Below are 22,548 nucleotides of genomic sequence, written 5' to 3' on the forward strand. Positions count from 1 at the left end.
TAGCGCAGCGGGTGCCCCGCCACCATCAGACTTCAAGCCATTCCTTGCGCACTTCCGGTGTCTTTGCGAGATCGTCGGGGGTGCCTTCAAAGCGGATGGCGCCGCGTCCCATCACGGCGACGCGTTGCGCGCATTGCATTGCGAGCGTCAGTTTCTGCTCGATCAGCAGGATCGCGACGCCATCGTCACGCAATTCACGCAGAATATGGCCAATACGCGCCACGAGCCGAGGGGCAAGGCCTTCGGTCGGCTCGTCCACGATCAGCAACCCCGGCGCCGCCATCAATGCCCGGCAAACCGCCAGCAGTTGCTGTTCGCCGCCGGAAAGCGCAGCCGCACGCGTATCGCGGCGCGTCTGCAATTCGGCGAAGCGCCCGTAGGCATCCGCGAGCGTCAACGCGCGCGGCCCCGTGCCCGGGCGCAATCCCAACAGCAGATTCTGTTCGACCGTCAGCGATCCGAAGACATCGCGCGTCTCCGGAACATAGCCCACGCCGCGACGCGCAATCTCATGCGGCGCGAGCCCGTCGATCCGCTGTCCTTGCCAGCGGATGCATCCGGTGCGCGCGATCTGCCCCATCACGGCACGCGCCAGGGTCGAGCGCCCTGCACCGTTGCGGCCCAGGACGGCCACGATCTCGCCGTGCCGCACATCGAGACTGACGCCAGACAGGATGCGGCTGCCGCCGTAACCCGCGTGCAGGTTTTCGATCTCAAGCATCGTGGTCGCCTCCATCACCCGGGGCCGCGCCGGTGGCGTCCGGCGGGCCGGCGGGCGCATTGTCGGCGTAGTCGCCGAGGTACGCCGCGCGCACATCCTGATGCGCACGCACACGCTCCGGCGTATCGCAAGCGATGACGGCGCCGCGCGCCAACACGGCGATGCGGTCCGCCAAGCGGAACACCACGCCCATGTCATGTTCGATGAGCAGCAGCGACCGGCCGACGCTGAGCGTCCGGATCAGTTCGACAACGCGCACCGATTCGGATTGGCTCATGCCCGCCGTGGGTTCATCGAGCAGCATCACGTCACCGCCGACGCCCGCGCACAGCCCGATCTCGAGCATGCGCTGTTCGGCATAACTCAAGTGCGCGGCAAGCGTGTCGCGGCGATGCGCCAGCGCAAGCTGATCGAGCAATGCATCACAAGCCTGCGTCACGTCCGCCAGGGCCCGCATCGGCCGCCAGGGGGTATACCGGTGACCGAGCCGCCACAATACGGCGCATCGCAAATGGTCCACGACACTGACCGTCGGAAACAGTTGCGCCGTCTGAAAACTGCGCGTGAGACCAAGCCGGCTGATGGCGTGCGGCGGGCGCCGGGTGATATCGCGCCCGTGTAGAAACACACTGCCGGCGTCCGCGCGAGAGCGTCCCGAGATCACGTCGAACAGGGTGCTCTTGCCCGCGCCGTTAGGGCCGATCACCGCCAGCCGCTCGCCGGCCGTCAGCGTCAGGTCGACACCTTGCAGCACGTGCGTGCGTCCGAATCGCTTGTGCACACCGTGCACGCGCAACGCGGCGACCGGACCGGCGGCACTCATGAAACCGCTGTTCATCATGCGCCGCCTCCTGCCGGGCCGGCGGGCGCCGTGGACGCCCTTAGCGCGGCGGCGAGGGCGGGCCACGACAGACGCAACGCCACGAATCCGGAGATACCGTACGCGGCGGCCAATGCCCACGCCACGGGGTGATGGGCGTCGAACCCGCCAAGCCAGAATGGCGCGTGCGCAACGGTCTCGACGTCGAGCCGAACGTGGTACGCCATCTCGATCAACGCGACGCCGCCGGCCAGAAGCAACGCCAGTGCGATCACGACCGCCAGATACGGCCGCCACACCTTCCGCCATCGCCCGACGCGGCATGCGCGCACATGTGCCGCGCCAATCCCGGCAAGGCCGCCCGGCGCAAACACGACCACGACCAGAAACGCGAGGCCGAGATACAACTGCCAGGCACGCGTCATGCCGGACAGCACAATTGTCGCGAATACGCCGCTCGCCGCGCCGATCAACGGCCCGGCAAAATAGCCCGTACCGCCGAGCACCGTGAACACGAGCACCGCGCCCGAGCGTTCAAGGCTGAAGGCATCCGCACTGACGAGTTCGAAATTGAGCGCATTGAGTCCGCCGGCGACACCGGCAAAAAACGTCGCCAGGATCTGCATCCGGTAACGCACCGTGGCGGGCGACGGCCCGAGAAACGCAACGCGCACCTCGTTGTCCCGCACGGCCCGCGCCAGATAGCCCAGCGGCGTACGCGTGAGACAGTACATGGCCAGCGCGCACACGAACAGCCAGGCGGCGACCAGGAAATACACGTTGCGCTGCGGACCGAGGGTGAGCCCGAACCACGCGGCGCCCGATGTCCGATCGGCGGCAATGCCCCGCTCGCCGCCGAACCATTCCGGCAGCATCGTGGCGCCGACCCACACGAGTTCGGCCACACCGAGCGTGATCATCGCGAAAGTCAGGCCTGTGCGCCGCGTCGTCACGAAGCCGAGCGCCGCGCCGCCGAGCGCCCCCGCGAGACCGCCGGCCAACGGCACGAGCGCCATCGGGACCGCCCAACCGCCGCCGATCCGATGCATGCACCAGACAGCGGCGAACGCACCGAAGCCTGCATATGTGGCGTGACAAAAACTGAGCATGCCGGTCTGCCCGAGCAGCAGATTGAACGACAGCGCCAGAATGCCGGCCGTGCCGATCTGGCAGAGCAGCGTCAAGGACGCGGCCGACGGAAACAGCCATGGTGCGACGATCAGCGCGAGTGCAAAAGCCATCCACAGCCCCGCTCGCTGGCGGTCACCGGACCGGTTCGCGATGGACGCGCAAAGCGCGCTGCCGTCAGGAAGGCCACGCGTACGCATGCGCATCAGGCCTCCCGTACGCCAAACAAACCGCGCGGCCGCACCAACAGCACGACGACCATCAACAGGTACGGCACGACAGGCGCCAACTGCGTCATTGTCAATTGCCAGAACGGCGCGCTCGCGTGACTCGGAGACGCCCACTCGGGGACGCCGATCAGGCTCGCAAGGTTGGCGTCGCTTGCCACCGCCCAGGTTTGCAGCACACCGATCAGGATCGACGCGGCGAATGCCCCGGCGAGCGATCCCAGTCCGCCCGCCACCACCACGACGAAGATCACGCTGCCGACGGTTGCCGCCATGCCGGGCTCCGTCACCAGCACGTTGCCGCCTGCCGCCCCGGCAAGCGCCGCCAACCCGGCGCCGCAGGCGAACACGCTGGTGTACAGGCGCGGTACGTCGTACCCCAGCGCCTGGGTCATGGCGGGCTGGGAAAGCGCCGCCTGCATGACGAGCCCGGCACGCGTGGCGCGCAATCCCAGCGCCAACGCGGCCGCAATCGCCAGCGCCAGCGCCATGATGAATACGCGATACGCCGGCAACGCCAACCCGAAAAAGGGAACGAGCACGCCTTCAAACAGGCCCGGCACGCGATAGTCGACCGGTCCGCGGCCCCAGATCAATTGCACCACTTCGACGAGGACATACGCCAGCCCGAACGTGGCAAGCAATTCCGCCAGCGCGCCGCGCGCGCGCAAATGCCGCAGCACATGACGCTCGAAGACCCCGCCGCCAAGACCGACGAGCAGGGGCGCCCCGACCAGCGCCGGCCAGAACCCCACCACCGCGGACAGCGTGTACGCGAAGTACGCGCCGAGCATGTAGAAAGTCGCGTGCGCGAAGTTCAGTACCCCGAGCATGCTGAAGATCAGCGTTAGTCCGCTCGACAGCATGAACAGCAGCAGCCCGTAGCTCACGCCATTGGCGAACATGACGCCCAGTGTGAAGTCGAGCGAAGCGCCCATCGAATCCACTCGTTCTCCCTTGACGACCGCCGCATCGCAGCCGGCACAGCGGCACGCCCACCGTGCACGGGCATGCCCTGAGCCATGATGCGGGATCCATGATCAGGGCGTCATTATAGGGGGACGATCCCCGCCGCGGCGCATGCAACCGTCGTTTTCATCCGCGCGCCCGCACGCGGCATGCGGCGGTGTCCGAAATAGCGTGCGGCACACGCAGGCCGGCGATCGTGTCAACCGGGTGTGTAGTCCTGGAAACGTTCGCGCAGCTTGAGCTTGAGCATCTTGCCCGTCGCGGTATGGGGAATTTCGTCGACAAACACGACGTCGTCCGGAATCCACCACTTGGCGACCCGCCCCTGGAAGAACGCGAGCATCGCTTCGCGCGTCAGCGTCGCGCCCGGCTTGCGGACGATCACCAGCAACGGCCGCTCTTCCCACTTCGGATGCTTGACAGCGATGCAGGCCGCCTCGTGCACCTCGGGGTGCGCCATGGCGACATTCTCGACCTCGATCGAACTGATCCACTCCCCGCCCGACTTGATCACGTCCTTGCTGCGATCGGTGATCTGCACATAGCCGTCCGGGTCGATCGTCGCCACGTCGCCGGTGGGAAACCAGCCGTCGACAAGCGGCGAACCATCGGTACGGAAATAGCGGTCGATGACCCACGGCCCGCGCGCGTAGAGGTCGCCGAACGCGCGGCCGTCCCAGGGAAGTTCGTCACCTTCGGGCCCGACAATCTTCAGGTCGACACCGAAGACTGCGCTCCCCTGCTTCTCCAGGATGTGCTGCTGCGCTTCGGGCGGCAAGCCGCGATGCTTCGCTCGCAGGTGGCACAGCGTACCCAACGGCGACATTTCGCTCATGCCCCAGGCGTGAATGACACGCACGCCGTAGTCTTTCTCGAACGACGTCAGCATGGCCGGCGGGCAGGCCGAGCCGCCGATGACCGTGCGCTCGAGCGTGGAAAAGCGCGCGCCGATCGACCGCATATGGGTCAGCAGGCCGAGCCATACCGTCGGCACGCCAGCGGAGAAAGTCACGCCTTCCGCCTCGAACAAGTCGAACAGCGATTTGCCGTCGAGGTCCTTGCCGGGGAACACGAGCTTGGCGCCCGTGAGCGCCGCCGCATACGGGATGCCCCACGCGTTGACGTGGAACATCGGCACCACCGGCAGCACCGCGTCGTGCGACGCAATGGCCATCGAATCGGGCAAGGCGGCGGCATAGGCATGCAGCACGGTCGAGCGGTGACTGTAGAGCACGCCTTTCGGGTTGCCGGTCGTGCCCGACGTATAGCAAAGCCCCGACGCCGTATTTTCGTCGAACGACGGCCACGCGAGCCGGCCGTCCTGCGCGTCGATCAGGTCCTCGTAGCACAGCAGGTCGATCGGACTGGCGGGCATATGCGCACGGTCCGTCATCGCGATCCAGCCGCGCACGCCCGGACATTGGGGCGCGAGCGACTCGACCAGCGGCAGGAAGGTGGTATCGAACGCGACGAACCGGTCTTCCGCGTGATTGATGATGTATGCGATCTGCTCGGGAAAGAGGCGCGGATTGACCGTATGCACCACGCTGCCCATGCCGGAGACGGCGTAATAGGTCTCGAAGTGACGGTAGCCGTTCCACGCCAGCGTCCCGACGCGCTCCCCCAGCCCTACGCCCAATGCGCCGAACGCTTGCGCGAGTTGGCGAGCCCGCTGTTCGGCGTCCCGGTACGTGTAACGATGGATATCGCCTTCGATCCGGCGGGACACGATCTCCGTGTCGCCATGGTGCCGGGCGGCGTGCGTCAACAGCGAGGAAATGAGGAGCGGGACGCCCATCATCTGACCAAGGATCGGAATGGCCATGCGTTGAATCTCCAAGTTGTCGTACGAAGTCCGCACCGGGTGCGGAACGACCAGCGGGATTGCCATCGCGGGCGGAGGCTGCCACCTGACAACGATTCTTGACGCCGCGGGGCGACCGGTCAATCACCATCGATTGTGCGTCGCAGCATGCTGCGCAGCGGACCGGCGGGCTCCGGCGCCGGACGATGTTCAGCGCGTCGCGTCCCCCTCAAGTAAAATGGGCCATCATCCAAAGGAAGGTCCTCATGCCGTCAACCGCAGGCGCTCCGAACGCGTCCGGCACCCAGCTGCCGCGCGCTGCGCCGCCGTTCGCCCCGCTGTCCCTGTCCAACCGTTTCGCGCAACTCGGCGAGGCGTTCTTCACGCGGCTGCCGCCGCAGCCGTTACCCGACCCTTATCTGGTCGGCTTCTCGCCCGAAGCTGCGCAGCTGGTGGGCTTGCCGCCCGAGGCGGCGCACGATCCGGCGTTCGTCGAGACATTTACCGGCAATCGTCCACTCGAGGGCGGCGACACGCTTGCGAGCGTCTATTCCGGCCACCAGTTCGGCGTCTGGGCGGGGCAACTCGGCGACGGCCGCGCGTTGCTGCTCGGCGAGGCGGACACGGCCGCCGGACATTGGGAAATCCAACTCAAGGGCAGCGGATTGACGCCCTACTCTCGCATGGGCGACGGCCGCGCTGTCCTGCGCTCGTCGATTCGCGAATTCCTGTGTTCGGAAGCGATGTTCCACCTGGGCGTGCCGACAACCCGCGCGCTGTGCGTGACCGGCGCCGATGCACCGGTACGGCGCGAAACCATCGAGACGGCAGCCGTTGTCACGCGCCTGTCGCCGAGTTTCATCCGCTTCGGGCACTTCGAGCACTTCTATGCGGCGGAGCGCATCGATGATCTGCAGCGCCTCGCCGATTTCGTCATCGACGGGCACTACCCGCAATGCCGTGACGCCGCGAATCCTTACCTTTCGTTGCTCGCCGCCGTGTGCAATGCGACGGCTGACATGGTGGCGCATTGGCAAGCCGTCGGCTTCTGCCACGGTGTGATGAATACGGACAACATGTCCATTCTCGGCCTGACGATCGATTACGGCCCGTTCGGCTTCCTGGACGGATTCAACGCCAACCACATCTGCAACCACTCCGACACGCAGGGCCGCTACGCCTATCAGGCGCAACCGAATGTCGCGTACTGGAACCTGTTCTGCCTCGCGCAGGCGCTTTTGCCCTTGTTCGGCGAAGGCCAGGCGGCGGTGGAAGCCGCGCAGGAAGTGCTGCCCGTCTACAAGACGCGTTTTGCAGGCCAAATCGATCTGCGAATGCGCGCCAAACTTGGCCTGCGCGAATCGCATGCGGGCGACGAAGCGCTGATCAACCGCCTGTTCCGCCTGATGCATGAAGGCCGCGTGGATTTCACCCGCCTGTTCCGGCAACTCGCCGAATTGCGCATGGCCGATCCGTCGCACGATGCCCCGGTGCGCGACATGTTCATCGACCGGCCCGGCTTCGATGCATGGGCCGCCGACTATCGCGCCCGCTTGCAGGCCGAGGCGGGCAGCGACGCCGAACGCCGCACCGCCATGCGGCGCGTCAACCCGAAATATGTGCTGCGCAACCATCTGGCCGAAATCGCCATTCGGCATGCGAATGAGAAGGATTTTTCCGAGGTTGAAACGCTGCGCCGCGTACTGATGCGCCCGTACGACGATCAGCCCGAGTTCGAGCGCTACGCCGACCTGCCGCCCGACTGGGCCGGCCAGCTCGAGGTGAGCTGCTCGTCATGACACAAATTCCCCGCCAGGAGACAACCATGAGCAAAGTGGAGAAAAGCGACGCCGAATGGCGCTCCCAACTCGACGACGTCGAATATCAGGTCACGCGCCATGCCGCGACCGAGCGCGCCTTCACCGGCCGCTATTGGGACCATTGGGAGAATGGCACCTACCGCTGCATCTGTTGTGGGGCGCCGCTGTTCGAGTCCACCGACAAGTTCGACGCCGGCTGCGGCTGGCCGAGCTATGCGAAGCCGATCGAAAAATCGGGCATCGAGGAAGTCATGGACTACACCCACGGCATGGTGCGCGTCGAAGTGCGTTGTCGGAACTGCGACGCTCACCTGGGGCACGTTTTCGAGGATGGCCCTGCGCCAACCGGTCTGCGCTATTGCATCAACTCGGCGTCGCTGGCCTTTGACGACAACGCGAAAATGCCGGCGAGCGAGGCGGGCAAAACGCCCGGCGACGGCGAGAAGGACTGACTAGCCCGGCAACACGATGCCGAACACCACGTTGAACACGACCAGTCCGGCGTGCAGCAGCATGCCGGCCCGGGCCGGTGCGACCGAAACCCGCGGCACGTTGCGGTAACGCGCGTATTGGGTCAATGCGCCCACAAAGAACGCCGTCGGAAAAAGCGTGCCGAGCGCGGCGAGCAAAACCGGGGGGCCGTCGTGCGGCATGTGCTGACGCCCCGGCCCGTGCACCGAGACCTCACTCCACACCAGCACCGCCAGTGCACCTACCAGCCCGATAAAAAAGGCCCATAGCGACGTAACACCCACGGCCATCGTGTCTTCTTCTTGATATGTCATGCATTCCGGGAGACGTTGCGAGTTGATGAAAAAGTTTAGTCCGCCAACCTGAGGAAATGCCCAAAAATCCATTGAAAATCAAGGATTCGCACGATTTTTCAGTGCTTTTCACGCATTTTGGCCCGCCCGCCATGCGCCCCCATTGACTTGGACCAGCCCGCCGCGATGGGCGCGCTGCGCGTCCATCCGGAAAAAAACCTTGCCGTGCCGCTTGGCAGCGGTACGCGCGAGCCGTTGGCGTGGCGCATGAAATATAATGGCCGATTGTCGCGAGACCCTTGCCGAGACACCATGAAATTTCTGTTCGACCTGTTGCCGGTCATCCTGTTTTTCATCGCCTTCAAGTTTGCGGGCATTTACGTGGCCACAGGCATCGCCATCGCCGCCACGGTAATTCAGGTCCTGTGGGTCTGGATTCGTCATCGCAAAGTGGAGCCGATGCAATGGGTGAGCCTCGCGATCATCGTCGTGTTCGGCGGCGCCACCATGTGGCTTCACAACGAAACCTTCATCAAGTGGAAACCCACGGCGCTGTACTGGCTGTTCGGCGGCACGCTGTTCATTGCGGAACTCATCTTCGACCGCAACCTGATCCGCGCCATGATGGAAAAGCAGATGGTCCTGCCCGACAGCCTGTGGCGCATGGTCAACTACAGCTGGGCGCTATTCTTCATCGCCATGGGCATTCTGAACCTCGTCATCGCGTACCACTTCTCGACCGATACGTGGGTCAATTTCAAGCTGTTCGGCGGCATGGGCCTGATGGTCGTGTTCATCGTCCTGCAGAGCCTGTGGCTTGCCAAATACATCAAGCAGGACGAATGAGATGAGTGTCATCGAACAACAGATCGAGGCGCGCCTGCGCGCCGCCCTCGCGCCGACCGAGTTCACGTTGGAGAATGACAGCGCACGGCATGCCGGGCACGCCGGTGCGGCGTCGGGCGGCCACTATAACCTGCGCATCGTGTCGAGTGCTTTTGCGGGACGCAACCGCGTGGCGCGGCATCGCTTGGTGTATGATGCGCTTGCCGATTTGATGCAGAACGGCATTCACGCCCTCGCCATCACCGCGCTCGCGCCGGATGAAGTGTGAGCGGCAAGCCATTCCCCCGTCGAATAATCCTTTTGCCTTCGTCAAACGTCAGGAAAACCAGCATGGCATTGAAACTTGCCCGCACGGTGCTCGCCCTCGCCGCGACCGTGTCCCTGCCCGCATTCGCCCAGAACGTCGCCGTCGTGAACGGCACGCCCGTACCCGTGTCGCGCGCCAATGCGATGGTGGCCGAAATGGTGCGTCAGGGCCAGCCGGATTCGCCGCAACTGCAACAGCAAGTGCGCGAAGAACTCGTCAAGCGCGAGATCCTGGCACAGGAAGCGGTTCGCCGCGGCATTCCTGCCCGCCCGGATGTCAAGTTCCAGGTGGAGATGGCCAAGCAGACCGTGCTGATTCGCGCGCTGATCGCCGATGTCGTGAAGACGCCAGTGAGCGATGCAGAGCTTCAGTCGCGTTACGACCAGATCAAGAAGCAGTTCGGCGACAAGGAGTATCACGCCCGCCACATCCTCGTGCCGAGCGAAGACCTCGCCAAGGAGATCATCGCCAAGCTCAAGGGTGGCGCGAAGTTCGCCGATCTCGCGAAGCAGTATTCGAAGGATCCGGGTTCGGCCCAGAACGGCGGCGATCTCGACTGGTCACCGGCCAACGCCTACGTGCCGGAATTCGCGGCCGCGCTGGGCAAGCTGCAGAAGGGCCAAATGACCGATGCCCCGGTCAAGACCAACTTCGGCTACCACGTGATCCAACTCGACGACGTCCGCGATGCGCAGATTCCGTCGCTTGCCGAAGTGAAGCCGCAGCTGGAACAGCAGATGCGCGAGGAAAAGCTGCAGAAGTTCGAGCAAGAGCTCGAGAAGAAAGCGAAGATCCAGTAACACGCGATCCGCGCTGCCGGGTACCGCCACCGGTACGCCGGCCAATAAAAAACCCGCCAATCGGCGGGTTTTTTATTGGGTGATGGGGTGCGGCCGTTTTAGCCCACCGCGCGGCGCGCGTTGCGGAACATGCGCATCCACGGGCTGTCCTCGCCCCACTGCGCCGGCGCCCAGCTCATTTGCGCGGTGCGGAAGACGCGTTCAGGGTGCGGCATCATGACGGTGAAGCGTCCGTCCGCCGTGGTGAACGACGTCAAACCGCGCGGTGAACCGTTCGGGTTGAACGGATAGGCTTCCGTCGCCGCGCCGCGATTGTCGACGAAACGCATCGCAGCGATGGCGCGGTCGATGTTGCCCTGCTGACCGAAGTTCGCAAAACCCTCGCCGTGCGCCACGACGATCGGCGCCTGCGTGCCAGCCATGTCCTTGAAGAACATCGACGGCGAATCGAGCACCTCGACCTGCACCAGGCGTGCTTCGTACTTCGACTGGTTGTACGTAAACTTCGGCCAGTCAGCCGCGCCCGGGATCATGTTCGACAGATTGCTCATCATCTGGCAGCCATTGCACACGCCCAGCGCAAACGTATCCGCCCGGTTGAAGAACCCGGCGAAACGGTCGGCCAGCGACGCGTTGAACAGGATTGTCTTGGCCCAGCCTTCGCCGGCGCCGAGCACGTCGCCATACGAGAAGCCGCCGCACGCAATGAAGCCCTGGAAGTCGGCCAGCTTGGCCCGCCCAGACAGCAGATCGCTCATGTGCACGTCGTACGCCGAAAATCCTGCGCGGTCGAGCACGTACGCCATCTCCACATGCGAGTTGACGCCCTGCTCACGCAGGATCGCCACCTTCGGACGCGCCCCCGTCGCGACGAACGGCGCGGCGATGTCCTCGCTCGGATCGAACGTCAATGTCGGCGACAGCCCCGGATCGGCCACGTCGTTCAATGCCTCGAATTCGGCGTCGGCGCACGCGGGGTTGTCACGCAGACGCGCGATACGCCAACTCACTTCGCTCCATACGCGTTGCAATTCGGCACGCGGCGCACCGAAAACCTTCTTCGCATCACGGTAGATCTCAATGACGTCCGAGGTATTCGGCTTGCCGATGACGTGGCTGCACGCCGACAGGCCGTGCTCGCGCAGCGCCTGCAGCACGGCGTCGCGATCGTCCGCGCGCACCTGGATCACGCCGCCGAGTTCTTCGTTGAACAGCGCACGCAGCGTCTTGTCTTCCCGGCGGCCGGCCGTCTGCTTGGCCCAATCCTTGGCATCGCCGTAGTCCGACTCGAAGCCTTCGTCGAGCGTCAACATGTCGACGTTGAGCGACACACCAACATGACCGGCAAAGGCCATTTCCGCCACGGTCGCGAACAGGCCGCCGTCCGAGCGGTCGTGATACGCCAGCACCTTGCCCGCGCGGTTCAGCGATTGGATGGCGTCGAAGAAGCGCTTGAGATCGGCCGCATCGTCGACATCCGGGGCAGCGTCGCCGATCTGCTGCGTGACTTGCGCGAGAATGCTGCCGCCGAGGCGGTTCTTGTTGCGGCCCAGATCGATCGCGATCAGCACGGTCTCGCCGACATCGGCGGTGCGGCGCAGTTGCGGCGTGACCTGGCCGCGCACGTCTTCCACCGGCGCGAATGCCGAGACGATCAGCGACACGGGCGCCACGACTTCCTTGCCACGGCCGTCGTCCTGCCATTGCGTGCGCATCGACAGCGAATCCTTCCCCACCGGGATCGACAAGCCCAGCGCCGGACACAGTTCCATGCCGACAGCCTTGACCGTGTCGAACAGCGCGGCGTCTTCGCCCTCGCTGCCGCATGCGGCCATCCAGTTGGCCGACAGCTTGATCTGATCGAGCGACGCGATTGGCGCCGCCGCGATATTCGTGATCGCCTCGCCGACCGCCATGCGGCCCGAAGCGGGCGCGTCGATGACGGCCAACGGCGTGCGCTCGCCCATCGTCATCGCTTCACCGCGATAACCGGCGTAGTCCATCATCGAAATGGCGCAATCGGCCACCGGCACCTGCCATGGGCCGACCATCTGGTCACGCGCCGTCAAGCCACCGACGGTACGGTCGCCGATGGTGATGAGGAACGACTTCGATGCGACGGTCGGGTGGCGCAGTACAGCACGGGCAATATCACCCAGCGCAAGGCCGGTCACGTCGACCGGCGGGAAATCCGGCGTGACGCGCTTGACGTCGCGGTGCATGCGAGGCGCCTTGCCGAGCAGCACTTCCATCGGCATATCGACGGGCGCAGGCGCTTCCGGGTGCAGTGGATCGACCAGTTGCAGCTGACGTTCCCCGGTCGCGATGCCGACCACCGCGACCGGGCAGCGTTCGCGTTGGCAAACCGCCTGAAACGCCGGGAAGCTGTCGGGTGCGATCGCAAGCACGTAGCGCTCCTGAGCCTCGTTGCTCCAGATTTCGGCCGGCGACATGCCGGACTCTTCCAGTTGCACCTGGCGCAAATCGAAACGCGCGCCCTTGTCGGCGCCATCGACCAGTTCGGGGAAGGCGTTGGACAGACCGCCCGCGCCGACGTCATGGATCGACAGGATCGGGTTGGCATCGCCTTGCGTCCAGCACCAGTTGATGACTTCCTGCGCACGGCGCTGGATCTCCGGGTTGCCGCGCTGCACCGAATTGAAATCGAGTTCAGCGGTGTTCGTGCCGGTGGCCATCGAGCTGGCGGCGCCGCCGCCCATGCCGATGCGCATGCCGGGGCCGCCGATCTGGATCAACAGCGTGCCGGCCGGCAGGTCGAACTTGTGCGTATGCTTGTCGGAGATGTTCCCCATGCCCCCGGCGATCATGATCGGCTTGTGGTAGCCGCGCACGCGGCCTGCGACATTCTGTTCGTAGGCACGGAAATAGCCGCCGAGGTTCGGGCGGCCGAATTCGTTGTTGAAGGCGGCGCCGCCGAGCGGGCCGTCCGTCATGATCTGCAGGGGCGAGGCAATGCGGTCGGGGCGGCCGTAAAACTGCCCGCCGTCGTTCGGATTGCGCTGTTGCGGCGGCACCGTCACGTCGCGATCGTTTTCCCACGGTTCGACCGCGCCGGGCAATGCCAGGTTCGACACCGTGAAGCCGCACAGACCGGACTTCGGCGTGGATCCGCGGCCCGTGGCGCCCTCGTCGCGAATTTCGCCGCCGGCGCCCGTGCTGGCGCCCGGGAACGGCGAGATGGCAGTCGGGTGATTATGTGTCTCGACCTTCATCAGGGTATGGGTCAGCTCGGTGCTGCGGCCATACTCGCGCGCCTCACCGCGCGGATACCAACGCTCGACCTCGGCGCCGACCATCACCGACGCGTTGTCCGAATAGGCGACGACGGTGCCCTCCGGGTGCAGCTGGTGCGTGTTCTTGATCATCTGGAACAGCGACTTGTCCTGCTTGACGCCGTCGATGGTCCAATCCGCGTTGAAGATCTTGTGGCGGCAATGTTCGCTGTTGGCTTGCGCGAACATCATCAATTCCACGTCGGTCGGGTTGCGCTTCAGCCCCACGAACGCGTCGACCAGGTAGTCGATCTCATCGTCGGCCAAGGCCATGCCCCAGTCGCGGTTCGCGGCTTCCAGCGCGGCGCGGCCGCCGGCGATCACGTCGACCGTCTGCAGCGGCTTGACCTGCAACTCGGTGAAAAGCGCCTCGGCGTCCTTGCGATTGGCCACGACGGTCTCGGTCATGCGGTCGTGCAGCACGGTGGCGACGCGGCCAAGCACTTCCGGCGACAGGGATTTCTTGCCGCCGAGCAGACCGGTCTTCACGCCGATGGTGAATTCGACGGCGCGCTCGATACGGCGCACGTTTTCGATGCCGCAATTATGGGCGATATCGGTGGCCTTGCTGGCCCACGGCGAGATTGTGCCAAGGCGCGGAATCACGAGCAGCGTGTCGCCTTCGGCATCCTCACGCGCCGGCTCGCCATAGGTCAGCAACCCCGCCACGCGGTCGGTATCTTCACGCGAGAGCGCTTCGGCGCTGGCGACGAAGTGGACGTAGCGCGCGTCGATACGAACGATCGAGGCATCAATGGCTTGCAGGGTCTGCAAAAGGCGTTGCTGGCGAAATTCGGAAAGCGCCAAGGCGCCGGCGAAGCAGGCAATCTGAGTCATGGAAGGACGGAGGCAGAGCGCACGGGCGCGTTCAATACGAGGGGGAACGACAAAGGCGGATTATACCCTCTCCGGGCCGTTTTCTGGGCGTCCGATGCGCGCCCGCGCCCCGGTGGCCGCCACTCTCTGGTAACCTATGCCCCCCCGTGCACGACAAAAAGATGCTAACAAGCGAACGAACGGGCGTTCGCGACATACCAGACGGTTGGGAATGAAGGTCATCGTTATCGGCGGCGGGGTTATCGGCACGTGTACCGCCTACTATCTGGCTTCGGCCGGCCACACGGTCACGCTCGTCGAGCGCAACACCACAGTGGCCCAGGAAAGCAGCTTCGGCAATGCCGGCGTCATTGCGCCCGGCTATGTCACGCCGTGGGCGGCGCCCGGCATGCCGCGCAAGCTGCTTGGCTATATGTTCAGCTCGGCCAGCCCGCTGATCTTCCGGCCCGGCCTGTCGGCCGGCACGTGGCGATGGGCCCTGCGCTGGCTGCGCGAGTGCAAGCTCGACCGCTACCGCGCCAACCGTGCGCGCATGCAGCGGCTCGCCTTCTACAGCCAGCAGTGTCTGCACGCCCTGCGCGAACATCATGAGTTCGACTACGAGCAAACGCAGGGGTATCTGCAGCTGTTCCGTACCGAGCGCGACATCAAGCTGAACGAGCCGGCGCGCGCCATGCTGGCCGAAAACGAGGTACCGCACCGCCTGCTGACAGCCGAGGAATGCCTGAAGCTCGAACCGGCGCTGTCGACCGACGCCAAACTGGCTGGCGGCCTGCACCTGCCCCGGGATGAGACGGGCAATTGCCCGCTGTTTACCAAGCGGCTGGCGCAAATCGCCCGGGAAATGGGCGTGACGCTCGCCACGGAAACCACGGTGCTCGCCGTGCAGCCGAATCTCGGCCGAGCGGGCGTCACCGTCACGACGGCCGCAACCGGCAGCCCGGTGCAGACGGCAACGTGGCAGGCAGATGCCGTCGTCATGGCGGCAGGCGTGGCAAGCGCGGCGCTGCTGCGCCCGTTGGGCATCGACGTGCCGCTGTGGCCCATCAAGGGCTATTCCATCACGGTACCGGTCAAGAGCGAGCTTTTCAGCCCGCGGCTGGCCGTCATGGACGAATCCTACAAGACCGCGGTCACCCCGCAGGGCAATCGTCTGCGCATCGCGGGCACGGCGGAGCTGGGCGACGCCGCGCTCGTGTTGCGCGAAAAAGCCATCGCCACCCTGTACAAGGTGGCCACGGACTGGTTTCCGGGCGCCGGTCGCTACCGCGAGGCCCGCGCATGGGTCGGCGCGCGCCCGATGCTGCCGGACGGCCCCCCGTTGCTGGGCGCGACCCATCTGCCCGGCATTTACCTGAACCTCGGCCACGGTTCGACCGGCTGGGCGATGGCCTGCGGCTCAGGCAAGGTCCTGGCAGACCTGCTGTCCGGACAAACGCCGGACATCGACATGGAAGGCCTCACCCTTTCGCGCTACGCGCACTGAACCTCCCGCAGCGTTCATAATGGACGGCAGATACCGGCGCCCTCATCCCGCGCCCGGGTCCTTGAACGCATGCCGGGAGCGTCATTTCGTGCCTGAAACCCCTCGCTCACTGTATCGAATCGCCGCATTGCGCGCCGTCGAGCAGCACAGCGCCAGTGGATTGCCGCCGCACACGCTGATGGCGCGTGCCGGCGCTGCAGCCGCCGACTGGCTTCATGCGCGCCTGTCCGCGTCCGCGACAGCGGGCCGCCGGCCAGTGCTCGTGCTCGCCGGGCCGGGCAACAACGGCGGCGACGCCTATATCGTTGCGTGTGAACTGGCGTCACGCGGCGTCGCCGTGCAGATCTGGCAGACGGCGGCGCCGACTGCGGAGGACGCCCGTTGGGCGCACGCACGGGCCGTGGCCGCACAGCTCCCGATAGCACCGCCGCCCACGGCGTGGCCCGACGGCATGGCGTTCGACTGGGTCATTGACGGCCTCTTCGGCATTGGCCTGACGCGTCCGCTCGAGGGCAAGACCGCCGCGCTCGTCGAACAGCTCAACGATCGGCGGCTGCGCGTGCTCGCGCTCGACATTCCGAGCGGATTACAGGCCGATACCGGACAGTCGGCTGGCCCCATTGTGAACGCCACGGCCACACTGGCCTTCCTTGGCGCCACGCCGGGCCTGTTCACGGGCTTGGGGCGTGACGTCGCCGGCGACGTCGACGTGGCGGATCTGGGGGTGTCTTCCGCGCTTGGGCAAGTCGACGCTGCGGCGACGTCCGTGACACCCGGCACATTTGCGCATGCGCTGCCGCAGCGCCGCCACGCCAGTCACAAGGGCAGCCATGGATCGCTCGGGGTGCTGGGCGGACACGACGGCATGGTCGGCGCCCCGCTGCTGTCGGCACGCGCAGCGCTGTTCAGCGGTGCGGGACGCGTCTACGCGGGCTTCGTCACGCAATCGTACCCTGCCTACGATGCCGGTCAGCCGGAACTCATGCTGCGTAACGCGGAAGATATCGATGTTGCCAGCATGCAGGCGCTTGCGATCGGCCCGGGACTCGGCACGGATGCCGCGGCGTCGGCCTGCCTGGCGCGCGCCCTGGCGCGCCCCGATGTCCCGCTGGTGCTCGATGCCGACGCGTTGAACCTGCTTGCCGCGGAACCCGCCTTGGCCGAACGCGTGCGCACACGCGGCGGCGCCACGGTGCTGACGCCGCATCCGCTCGAGGCTGCACGATTGGCGGGCTGCGACGTCTCGCACGTCCAGTCGGACCGGCTGGCGGCCGCACGCGGATTGGCCCGGCAATTTCGCGCCGTCGTGGTGCTCAAGGGGTCGGGTACGATCGTCGATGACGGAAAACGGGCGTGGATCAACCCGACCGGCAATCCCGCGCTGGCCACTGCAGGTACCGGCGACGTGCTGACCGGCTTGGCGGGCGCATTGCTCGCACAGGGCATGGACGCCGCGAATGCCGCGCTGGCGGCGGTTTGGCTCCACGGCCGGGCGGCGGACAATCTTGTCGCGAACGGCACGGGGCCAGCCGGTCTTACCGCCTCTGAACTTTTGCCGGCGATTCGGGACGAACTGAATCTGCAGATGCGGGCGGCGCGCCGGTAAATTCCGCGTGCGCGCCCCAACTTGCGCGGCAACGTCGCCGCATCAACCGTTATACTGCGCTTGTTGCGCCTAAACGAAATGAACTGATTTGCCTATGACGTCTTCGCAGTCCGACCGTCTCGACCGAACGCCCGCCTGGCAGGCGCTGACCGAACATCGTACCGAGATCGACACGCAACATATGCGCGACTGGTTCGCAGCCACCGGCGCGGCGGATCGTGTCGAGCGGTTTTCGCTGTCGGCGGCGGGCTTGACCCTCGACTACTCAAAGAACCGCATCAACGACAAGACGTTGACGCTGCTGACGCAGCTGGCCCGTGACTGTAACGTTGCCGGAAAACGCGACGCCATGTGGCGCGGCGAGCATGTCAACGTTACGGAAGACCGTGCGGCGCTGCACGTGGCATTGCGCGCACCGGCCGGCGTGACGTTCCGGGACATGCAGGGCGACGTGAGCGGCATGGTCCGGGCGAGCCTGGCGCGCATGCGAACGTTTGCCGACGCCGTGCGCGACGGCAAATGGCGCGGCGCTACGGGCAAGCGCATCACGAAGATCGTCAATATCGGGATCGGCGGCTCGGACCTCGGCCCGCGCATGGTATGCGACGCGCTGGCCCCGTTTGGCGCGCCGCATCTGAGCATGCATTTCATCGCCAACATCGATCCGACGGAGTTGGCGCGCGCTTTGCCGACGCTCGATGCAGAAACCACGCTCGTGGTGGTCTGCTCGAAGACCTTCACCACGCTGGAAACCATGACGAACGCGCGGACCTTGCGCACGTGGTTTTTGGCCAACGGCATACCGGAAGCCGCGCTGGGCCAGCATTTCGTTGCCGTGTCGAACGATGCCGACGCTGCGGCCGCGTTCGGCATCGACCGCGATCACGTCTTCGAATTCGGGGAGTGGGTCGGCGGCCGCTACTCGCTCTGGTCGCCGGTCGGCCTGACGATCATGCTGTACCTGGGCCCGAAGCACTTCGACGCCCTGCTCGCCGGCGCGCACGCGATGGACACCCATTTCCGCGACGCGCCGCTGCACGCCAACATGCCCGTGCTGCTTGCGTTGATCGGCATCTGGTACCGGAATTTCTTCGATGCCCAGACACTGTCCATCGCACCGTATACGGATGCCCTGCTGCGCTTGCCCCCCTATCTCCAGCAGCTCGACATGGAGAGCAACGGCAAGTCGGTGCAGACCGACGGCGAGCCTGTCGCGTGGCAGACGGCGCCCGTGATCTGGGGGCAGCCGGGCACCAACGGCCAACACGCCTACTTCCAGATGCTGCATCAGGGCACCTCGCTCGTGCCGGTCGATTTCATTGCCGTGCTGGAGCCGCAGTATCCCTTCCCGGAACACCATCGCAAGCTGCTTGCCAACTGCTTCGCGCAAAGCGAGGCGCTGCTGCAAGGCGGCTCGATGGCCACGTCGGCGCAGGCCGGCGGACCGTTGGCGGCGCAGCGCTGTTTCGAAGGCAACCGCCCCAGCAACACGCTGCTGATCGACGCCCTGACGCCGGAACGGCTTGGCGCGCTGATCGCGCTATACGAGCACAAGGTGTTCGTTCAGGCGGCCGTCTGGAACATCAATCCCTTCGATCAATGGGGCGTCGAACTCGGCAAGACGCTATGCAGGGCGATCGAGCCGGAACTGGCATCGCCCGATGCGCTGACGCCCGGCGCGCACGATGCGTCAACGGAATCGCTGATTCGCCGCGCGAACGCCGTGATACACAAGCGCCGCTGAACAGGTCCTAGGCCTGGGCGCCGTTCATCATGCGCCCGCCCGAGAGCGCCAGGGTGGCATCGCAACGGCTGGCGATCGCGAGATCATGCGTCACGAGGACCAGCGTGGCGCCGCTTGCCTGGTTGAGCGAGAACATCAGTTCGATGACCTTCTCGCCGGTGGCGGTGTCGAGGCTGCCGGTGGGTTCGTCCGCGAACAGGATCGCGGGTTCCGTCACGAACGCGCGCGCCAGCGCGACACGTTGCTGCTCGCCGCCGGACAGTTGCTTCGGGTAATGGCGCAGGCGCGCCGCGAGGCCCACTTTTTCGAGCAATAACGTGGCACGTTCGCGCACCTGCGCTGTCTCACCGAGCAGCTCGAGGGGCAGCATGACATTCTCGAGCGCGTTCAGGTGCGGCATCAGTTGAAAGGACTGGAATACGAAACCGACGGAACGCCGCCGCAATGCCGCGCGCCCTTCCTCATCGAGTTCGCCGAGCGACTGCCCGAGCAGGTTGACGGAGCCGGCGGTGGCGGTATCGAGCCCGGCGAGCAGGCCGAGCAGCGTCGATTTGCCCGAGCCCGATGCGCCGACGATCGCGACGCTCTGGCCACGCGCCACGGAAAAATCGATATCCTGCAAGATGACCAGCTCGCCGGTGGCATCGCGCAAGCGTTTGCTGAGGCCGCGCACTTCAATCACGTTTTCGGAAAACGACATGGCGAAAGGATTTTGGAGATTCGGGGCGGCAGCCCTCATGGGCTGGTACATGCTGACAGGGACCGCGGCGCACGCCGCAAGTTCAGGTGCGCCGACGATTCTTGTCGTCGGCGACAGCCTGTCAGCTGAGTATGGCATTGCGCGCGGCGCGGGCTGGGTCAACCTGCTGCAACAGACGGTCAGTCAAAACGGTTTCGATTATAGCGTCGTCAACGCGAGCATCAGCGGCGACACGACCAGCGGCGGCCGCGCACGCCTGGCGCCGTTGCTGACACGTTACCGCCCGGCCATCACGATCCTGGAACTCGGCGGCAACGATGCATTGCGAGGCATTCCGCTGGATCTGACGACGCGCAACCTTCGCGAGATGATCGACGCGGCGAAACGGACCGGCAGCCGGGTCGTCGTGGTCGGCATGCGCATCCCTCCCAACTATGGCCCGGACTACAGTGAGAAGTTTTATACAATGTTCGGCGCTATCGCGAAGCAGGCAAAAGCGGCGTATGTGCCCTTCCTCCTTGCCGGCGTCGCAGAGCATCCCGAGTTGTTCCAGGCCGACCAGATTCATCCGCTGGCGTCAGCGCACCCGCGGATTCTGCAGAATGTCTGGCCGGTGGTGCTGCCGATGCTGAAGTCGGAAGGCAACGCACGCGCTGCCGCGAAACCGGCAACGCCTGCGCGGCATGGGGGCTAGGAAAAAAAACGGCCCAACGGGCCGTTACTTTCTTACGTCGAAGGGGGGAGTTATCCGCCCGACTTCGTCACGTCCTGATTAATCTTTACCTTGGACCGTTCACGCAGACCGGCGACATATGCATTCCACTCGGATTGCCCCGCGATCTGGTTCAACTGCTGCGTTTGCGCGGCGAGCCGTTGCGGATCTTGTGCCGTGGGCTGCGTCACCTTGCTGATTCGATAAATCGTATAGCCTTGGTCGCCCTGGTCGACACCGACATAGGCCGGCAACGATTGGGTATCGGCACTGAAGATGGCATTCAATGCGGCCGGCGCCAGCTTGCCCGGATTGTCGCGCGACACACGCTGCGCCCCGTCGAAGCCATTGGCGCCGCCACGGCGCATGGCTTCAAGCTTCGCCTCGCCATCCTTCTTCGCGGCTTGCGCAGCCAGTTCCGCCACCACCTTGGCCTTCACCTGCGGCTCGATGGCCGTCAGCGCCGGTGTGGCAGCCGGATGGTACTCAACGATATGCGCCGATACCAGCACGCCCTGGCCGACATCCACGGCCTCGGTATTGCGCTTGTTCTTCAACGCTTCGTCACCAAAAATGGCGCGCAGCAGCTTTTCGTTGTTGAGCGGGCTCTGGCCCAGCGCCGGATTTGGAGTACGCCCCACGTCCGCTGCCTGGATCTTCAACGCCAACTTGTCGGCAACCGGCTGCAGGCTGTCGGGCTGCTCATAGACCGAGTTGGTGAACTGATCGGCCAGCTTCGCATAGTCCTTTGCCTGCTGCTGCTGACGCCATTCGGCGGCCAACTCACCCTTCACCTCTTCAAACGGCTTCGTCTGCGCCGGCTTGATGCCGGTGAGCTTCAGGATGTGATAACCGAAATCCGTCTTGATGACGTCCGACAGATCGCCATCCTTCATGGCAAACGCCGCGTCTTCGAACGGCTTGACCATCGCGCCCCGGCCGAAAAAGCCCAGGTCGCCACCCTTCGATTTCGAACCCGGGTCGTCCGAGTTTTCGCTCGCCAATTTGGCGAAGTCGTTCGGGTTCTTGTGCAATTGCGCCAGCAGTTGGTCAGCCTTGGCCTTCGCTTTCGCACGGTCGCCCGGCGTCGCATCGGCCGGCGCGGCGATCAGGATGTGGCTCACGCGACGCTGTTCGTCCGTTTTGTAACGGGCGACATTGTCCTTGTACAGTTTCTGGAGATCGTCGTCGCTCGGCGTGGCCGATGCGCTCGCCGGCATCGCCTTCGGGTCGAGCACGACGTACTGGATCTTCGCCGACTCCGGGGTCTGGAACGACGCCTTGTGCGCGTCGTAATACGCCTGGATCTGTGCAGGCGTCGGCGTGATCTTCCCAGCGAATTCGGCCGACAGAATCGCCAAGGCAGATACCTCGCGTTCCTGTGCGCGCAGTTGCGCAAATCGGTCTACGACCGCCTTCGGCAACATCGCGCTCGCCTGCACGCTCGACGGCAATTGACGCGACGCCAACTCGAAACGGATCTGCGCTTCCAGACGCTGTGGCGTCAGGTTCTGCGCCGCCAGCAACTGCATGTACGCCGCCTCGTCGATACTGCCGTCAGGCTTGCGCAACTGTTGAATCGCCGGAATGGCAAGCAGCGCTTCACGCACCTGCTCGTCGGACACCGACAGATTCTTCTTCAACGTTTCCTGCGTCAACACGCGCTGCTGAATCAGATTGTCCAGCACCGCCTGGCGCAATTCCGGCGTGTTGATCTGGCTGGCATCGACCGCACCACCAAACATCTGGCGCATGCGCTCCGTCTGGTCGCGCAACACATTGTCGAATTCCTGGCGCGTGACCGTCTGGTCACCCACGTGGGCGATCGTGCCGCGGTCCTGCGCGTATTCCTGCCAGCCGTGTACACCGAATACCACGAATGATGGCACGATCAGTACGGTCAGGAAAACGAGGACCAGTCGTTGGTGACGGCGGATGAAATCGAACATACGGGATCGGAAGAT

18 protein-coding genes and 1 pseudogene are annotated in these 22,548 nt (G+C 65.1%); 9 read left to right on the forward strand and 10 right to left on the reverse strand.

From position 1 onward, the window contains the following. Positions 1 to 25: 25 nt before the first annotated feature. The 6 genes and pseudogenes from PTE30175_RS03480 to PTE30175_RS03500 form a co-directional block, all read right to left on the reverse strand. Entirely contained in the window at positions 26 to 721 is a 696-nt protein-coding gene (locus PTE30175_RS03480) for an ABC transporter ATP-binding protein (RefSeq protein ID WP_150695645.1), read from the reverse strand. Then, positions 714 to 1,025: an ABC transporter ATP-binding protein C-terminal domain-containing protein gene (locus tag PTE30175_RS29170; protein WP_420819602.1), complete on the reverse strand. Its 312-nt coding sequence runs from the start codon at positions 1,023 to 1,025 to the stop codon at positions 714 to 716. Before PTE30175_RS29170 ends, PTE30175_RS03480 begins: the two co-directional genes overlap by 8 nt. Next, positions 1,014 to 1,562: pseudogene (locus PTE30175_RS29175) on the reverse strand (ATP-binding cassette domain-containing protein); the annotation flags it as partial. The pseudogene PTE30175_RS29175 and the gene PTE30175_RS29170, both read right to left, overlap by 12 nt. Further along, the gene (locus PTE30175_RS03490; RefSeq protein WP_224788579.1) at positions 1,559 to 2,875 is read right to left on the reverse strand and encodes a branched-chain amino acid ABC transporter permease; all 1,317 of its coding nucleotides are present in this window, start codon (positions 2,873 to 2,875) and stop codon (positions 1,559 to 1,561) included. The pseudogene PTE30175_RS29175 and the gene PTE30175_RS03490, both read right to left, overlap by 4 nt. Continuing rightward, a complete protein-coding gene (locus tag PTE30175_RS03495; protein WP_150695646.1) occupies positions 2,875 to 3,834 on the reverse strand; it encodes a branched-chain amino acid ABC transporter permease in 960 nt (319 codons plus the stop codon). Before PTE30175_RS03495 ends, PTE30175_RS03490 begins: the two co-directional genes overlap by 1 nt. Positions 3,835 to 4,064: 230 nt before the next feature. After that, positions 4,065 to 5,690, reverse strand: coding sequence for a 3-(methylthio)propionyl-CoA ligase (locus PTE30175_RS03500; RefSeq protein ID WP_150695647.1), 1,626 nt, complete (start codon positions 5,688 to 5,690; stop codon positions 4,065 to 4,067). Between the two features lie 245 nt (positions 5,691 to 5,935). Here PTE30175_RS03500 and PTE30175_RS03505 point away from each other — a divergent pair, with 245 nt between their 5' ends. After that, positions 5,936 to 7,468, forward strand: a complete 1,533-nt coding sequence (locus PTE30175_RS03505; RefSeq protein WP_150695648.1) for a protein adenylyltransferase SelO — start codon at positions 5,936 to 5,938, stop codon at positions 7,466 to 7,468. Positions 7,469 to 7,494: 26 nt separating this feature from the next. Continuing rightward, positions 7,495 to 7,941 carry a peptide-methionine (R)-S-oxide reductase MsrB gene (gene msrB, locus PTE30175_RS03510; RefSeq protein ID WP_150695649.1) on the forward strand — a complete coding sequence of 149 codons (447 nt, stop codon included), beginning with the start codon at positions 7,495 to 7,497 and terminating at the stop codon, positions 7,939 to 7,941. Here msrB and PTE30175_RS03515 read toward each other — a convergent pair whose 3' ends face one another. After that, a complete protein-coding gene (locus tag PTE30175_RS03515) occupies positions 7,942 to 8,274 on the reverse strand; it encodes a hypothetical protein (RefSeq protein WP_150695650.1) in 333 nt (110 codons plus the stop codon). 291 nt (positions 8,275 to 8,565) lie between these two features. Here PTE30175_RS03515 and PTE30175_RS03520 point away from each other — a divergent pair, with 291 nt between their 5' ends. The 3 genes from PTE30175_RS03520 (at position 8,566) to PTE30175_RS03530 (ending at position 10,206) form a co-directional block, all read left to right on the forward strand. Further along, the gene (locus PTE30175_RS03520) at positions 8,566 to 9,099 is read left to right on the forward strand and encodes a septation protein A (protein ID WP_150695651.1); all 534 of its coding nucleotides are present in this window, start codon (positions 8,566 to 8,568) and stop codon (positions 9,097 to 9,099) included. A gap of 1 nt (position 9,100) precedes the next feature. Next, complete coding sequence (locus PTE30175_RS03525; RefSeq protein WP_150695652.1) at positions 9,101 to 9,367, forward strand: BolA family protein; 267 nt, start codon at positions 9,101 to 9,103, stop codon at positions 9,365 to 9,367. Between the two features lie 62 nt (positions 9,368 to 9,429). Beyond that, positions 9,430 to 10,206, forward strand: coding sequence for a peptidylprolyl isomerase (locus PTE30175_RS03530; protein WP_150695653.1), 777 nt, complete (start codon positions 9,430 to 9,432; stop codon positions 10,204 to 10,206). Between the two features lie 98 nt (positions 10,207 to 10,304). Here PTE30175_RS03530 and purL read toward each other — a convergent pair whose 3' ends face one another. Next, on the reverse strand, positions 10,305 to 14,336 hold the full coding sequence (gene purL, locus PTE30175_RS03535) for a phosphoribosylformylglycinamidine synthase (protein WP_150695654.1): 4,032 nt from the start codon (positions 14,334 to 14,336) through the stop codon (positions 10,305 to 10,307). A 211-nt stretch (positions 14,337 to 14,547) separates the two neighbouring features. Between purL and PTE30175_RS03540 the strand changes: the two genes are divergently transcribed. The 3 genes from PTE30175_RS03540 to pgi all read left to right on the forward strand — a co-directional run bounded on the left by PTE30175_RS03540 (position 14,548) and on the right by pgi (position 19,172). Further along, complete coding sequence (locus PTE30175_RS03540; RefSeq protein WP_150695655.1) at positions 14,548 to 15,822, forward strand: D-amino acid dehydrogenase; 1,275 nt, start codon at positions 14,548 to 14,550, stop codon at positions 15,820 to 15,822. Between the two features lie 88 nt (positions 15,823 to 15,910). Continuing rightward, complete coding sequence (locus PTE30175_RS03545; protein WP_224788580.1) at positions 15,911 to 17,428, forward strand: NAD(P)H-hydrate dehydratase; 1,518 nt, start codon at positions 15,911 to 15,913, stop codon at positions 17,426 to 17,428. Between the two features lie 94 nt (positions 17,429 to 17,522). Then, on the forward strand, positions 17,523 to 19,172 hold the full coding sequence (pgi, locus tag PTE30175_RS03550; RefSeq protein WP_150695657.1) for a glucose-6-phosphate isomerase: 1,650 nt from the start codon (positions 17,523 to 17,525) through the stop codon (positions 19,170 to 19,172). Positions 19,173 to 19,179: 7 nt separating this feature from the next. On the opposite strand, the gene PTE30175_RS03555 is transcribed toward pgi, so the two are convergent. Further along, positions 19,180 to 19,872 (reverse strand): ABC transporter ATP-binding protein, encoded by a 693-nt coding sequence (locus PTE30175_RS03555; RefSeq protein ID WP_150695658.1) that lies wholly within the window; start codon positions 19,870 to 19,872, stop codon positions 19,180 to 19,182. Between PTE30175_RS03555 and PTE30175_RS03560 the strand changes: the two genes are divergently transcribed. Beyond that, positions 19,871 to 20,566 carry an arylesterase gene (locus tag PTE30175_RS03560; protein WP_224788581.1) on the forward strand — a complete coding sequence of 232 codons (696 nt, stop codon included), beginning with the start codon at positions 19,871 to 19,873 and terminating at the stop codon, positions 20,564 to 20,566. The two genes, PTE30175_RS03555 and PTE30175_RS03560, sit on opposite strands and share 2 nt — an antisense overlap. Before the next feature lie 50 nt (positions 20,567 to 20,616). Here PTE30175_RS03560 and PTE30175_RS03565 read toward each other — a convergent pair whose 3' ends face one another. Then, the gene (locus PTE30175_RS03565) at positions 20,617 to 22,533 is read right to left on the reverse strand and encodes a SurA N-terminal domain-containing protein (protein WP_150695659.1); all 1,917 of its coding nucleotides are present in this window, start codon (positions 22,531 to 22,533) and stop codon (positions 20,617 to 20,619) included. Positions 22,534 to 22,548 lie beyond the last annotated feature (15 nt).

This window comes from Pandoraea terrae (assembly GCF_902459695.1).
In the GTDB taxonomy this organism is placed as follows: Bacteria; Pseudomonadota; Gammaproteobacteria; order Burkholderiales; family Burkholderiaceae; genus Pandoraea; species Pandoraea terrae.

Bases quoted from the DNA above. Each gene is read 5' to 3' on its own strand.
- PTE30175_RS03480 (WP_150695645.1), bottom strand. From the start codon at position 721: ATGCTTGAGATCGAAAACCTGCACGCGGGTTACGGCGGCAGCCGCATC.
- PTE30175_RS29170 (WP_420819602.1), bottom strand. From the start codon at position 1,025: ATGCTGCTCGATGAACCCACGGCGGGCATGAGCCAATCCGAATCGGTG.
- PTE30175_RS03490 (WP_224788579.1), bottom strand. From the start codon at position 2,875: ATGCGCATGCGTACGCGTGGCCTTCCTGACGGCAGCGCGCTTTGCGCG.
- PTE30175_RS03495 (WP_150695646.1), bottom strand. From the start codon at position 3,834: ATGGGCGCTTCGCTCGACTTCACACTGGGCGTCATGTTCGCCAATGGC.
- PTE30175_RS03500 (WP_150695647.1), bottom strand. From the start codon at position 5,690: ATGGCCATTCCGATCCTTGGTCAGATGATGGGCGTCCCGCTCCTCATT.
- PTE30175_RS03505 (WP_150695648.1), top strand. From the start codon at position 5,936: ATGCCGTCAACCGCAGGCGCTCCGAACGCGTCCGGCACCCAGCTGCCG.
- msrB (WP_150695649.1), top strand. From the start codon at position 7,495: ATGAGCAAAGTGGAGAAAAGCGACGCCGAATGGCGCTCCCAACTCGAC.
- PTE30175_RS03515 (WP_150695650.1), bottom strand. From the start codon at position 8,274: ATGACATATCAAGAAGAAGACACGATGGCCGTGGGTGTTACGTCGCTA.
- PTE30175_RS03520 (WP_150695651.1), top strand. From the start codon at position 8,566: ATGAAATTTCTGTTCGACCTGTTGCCGGTCATCCTGTTTTTCATCGCC.
- PTE30175_RS03525 (WP_150695652.1), top strand. From the start codon at position 9,101: ATGAGTGTCATCGAACAACAGATCGAGGCGCGCCTGCGCGCCGCCCTC.
- PTE30175_RS03530 (WP_150695653.1), top strand. From the start codon at position 9,430: ATGGCATTGAAACTTGCCCGCACGGTGCTCGCCCTCGCCGCGACCGTG.
- purL (WP_150695654.1), bottom strand. From the start codon at position 14,336: ATGACTCAGATTGCCTGCTTCGCCGGCGCCTTGGCGCTTTCCGAATTT.
- PTE30175_RS03540 (WP_150695655.1), top strand. From the start codon at position 14,548: ATGAAGGTCATCGTTATCGGCGGCGGGGTTATCGGCACGTGTACCGCC.
- pgi (WP_150695657.1), top strand. From the start codon at position 17,523: ATGACGTCTTCGCAGTCCGACCGTCTCGACCGAACGCCCGCCTGGCAG.
- PTE30175_RS03560 (WP_224788581.1), top strand. From the start codon at position 19,871: ATGGCGAAAGGATTTTGGAGATTCGGGGCGGCAGCCCTCATGGGCTGG.
- PTE30175_RS03555 (WP_150695658.1), bottom strand. From the start codon at position 19,872: ATGTCGTTTTCCGAAAACGTGATTGAAGTGCGCGGCCTCAGCAAACGC.
- PTE30175_RS03565 (WP_150695659.1), bottom strand. From the start codon at position 22,533: ATGTTCGATTTCATCCGCCGTCACCAACGACTGGTCCTCGTTTTCCTG.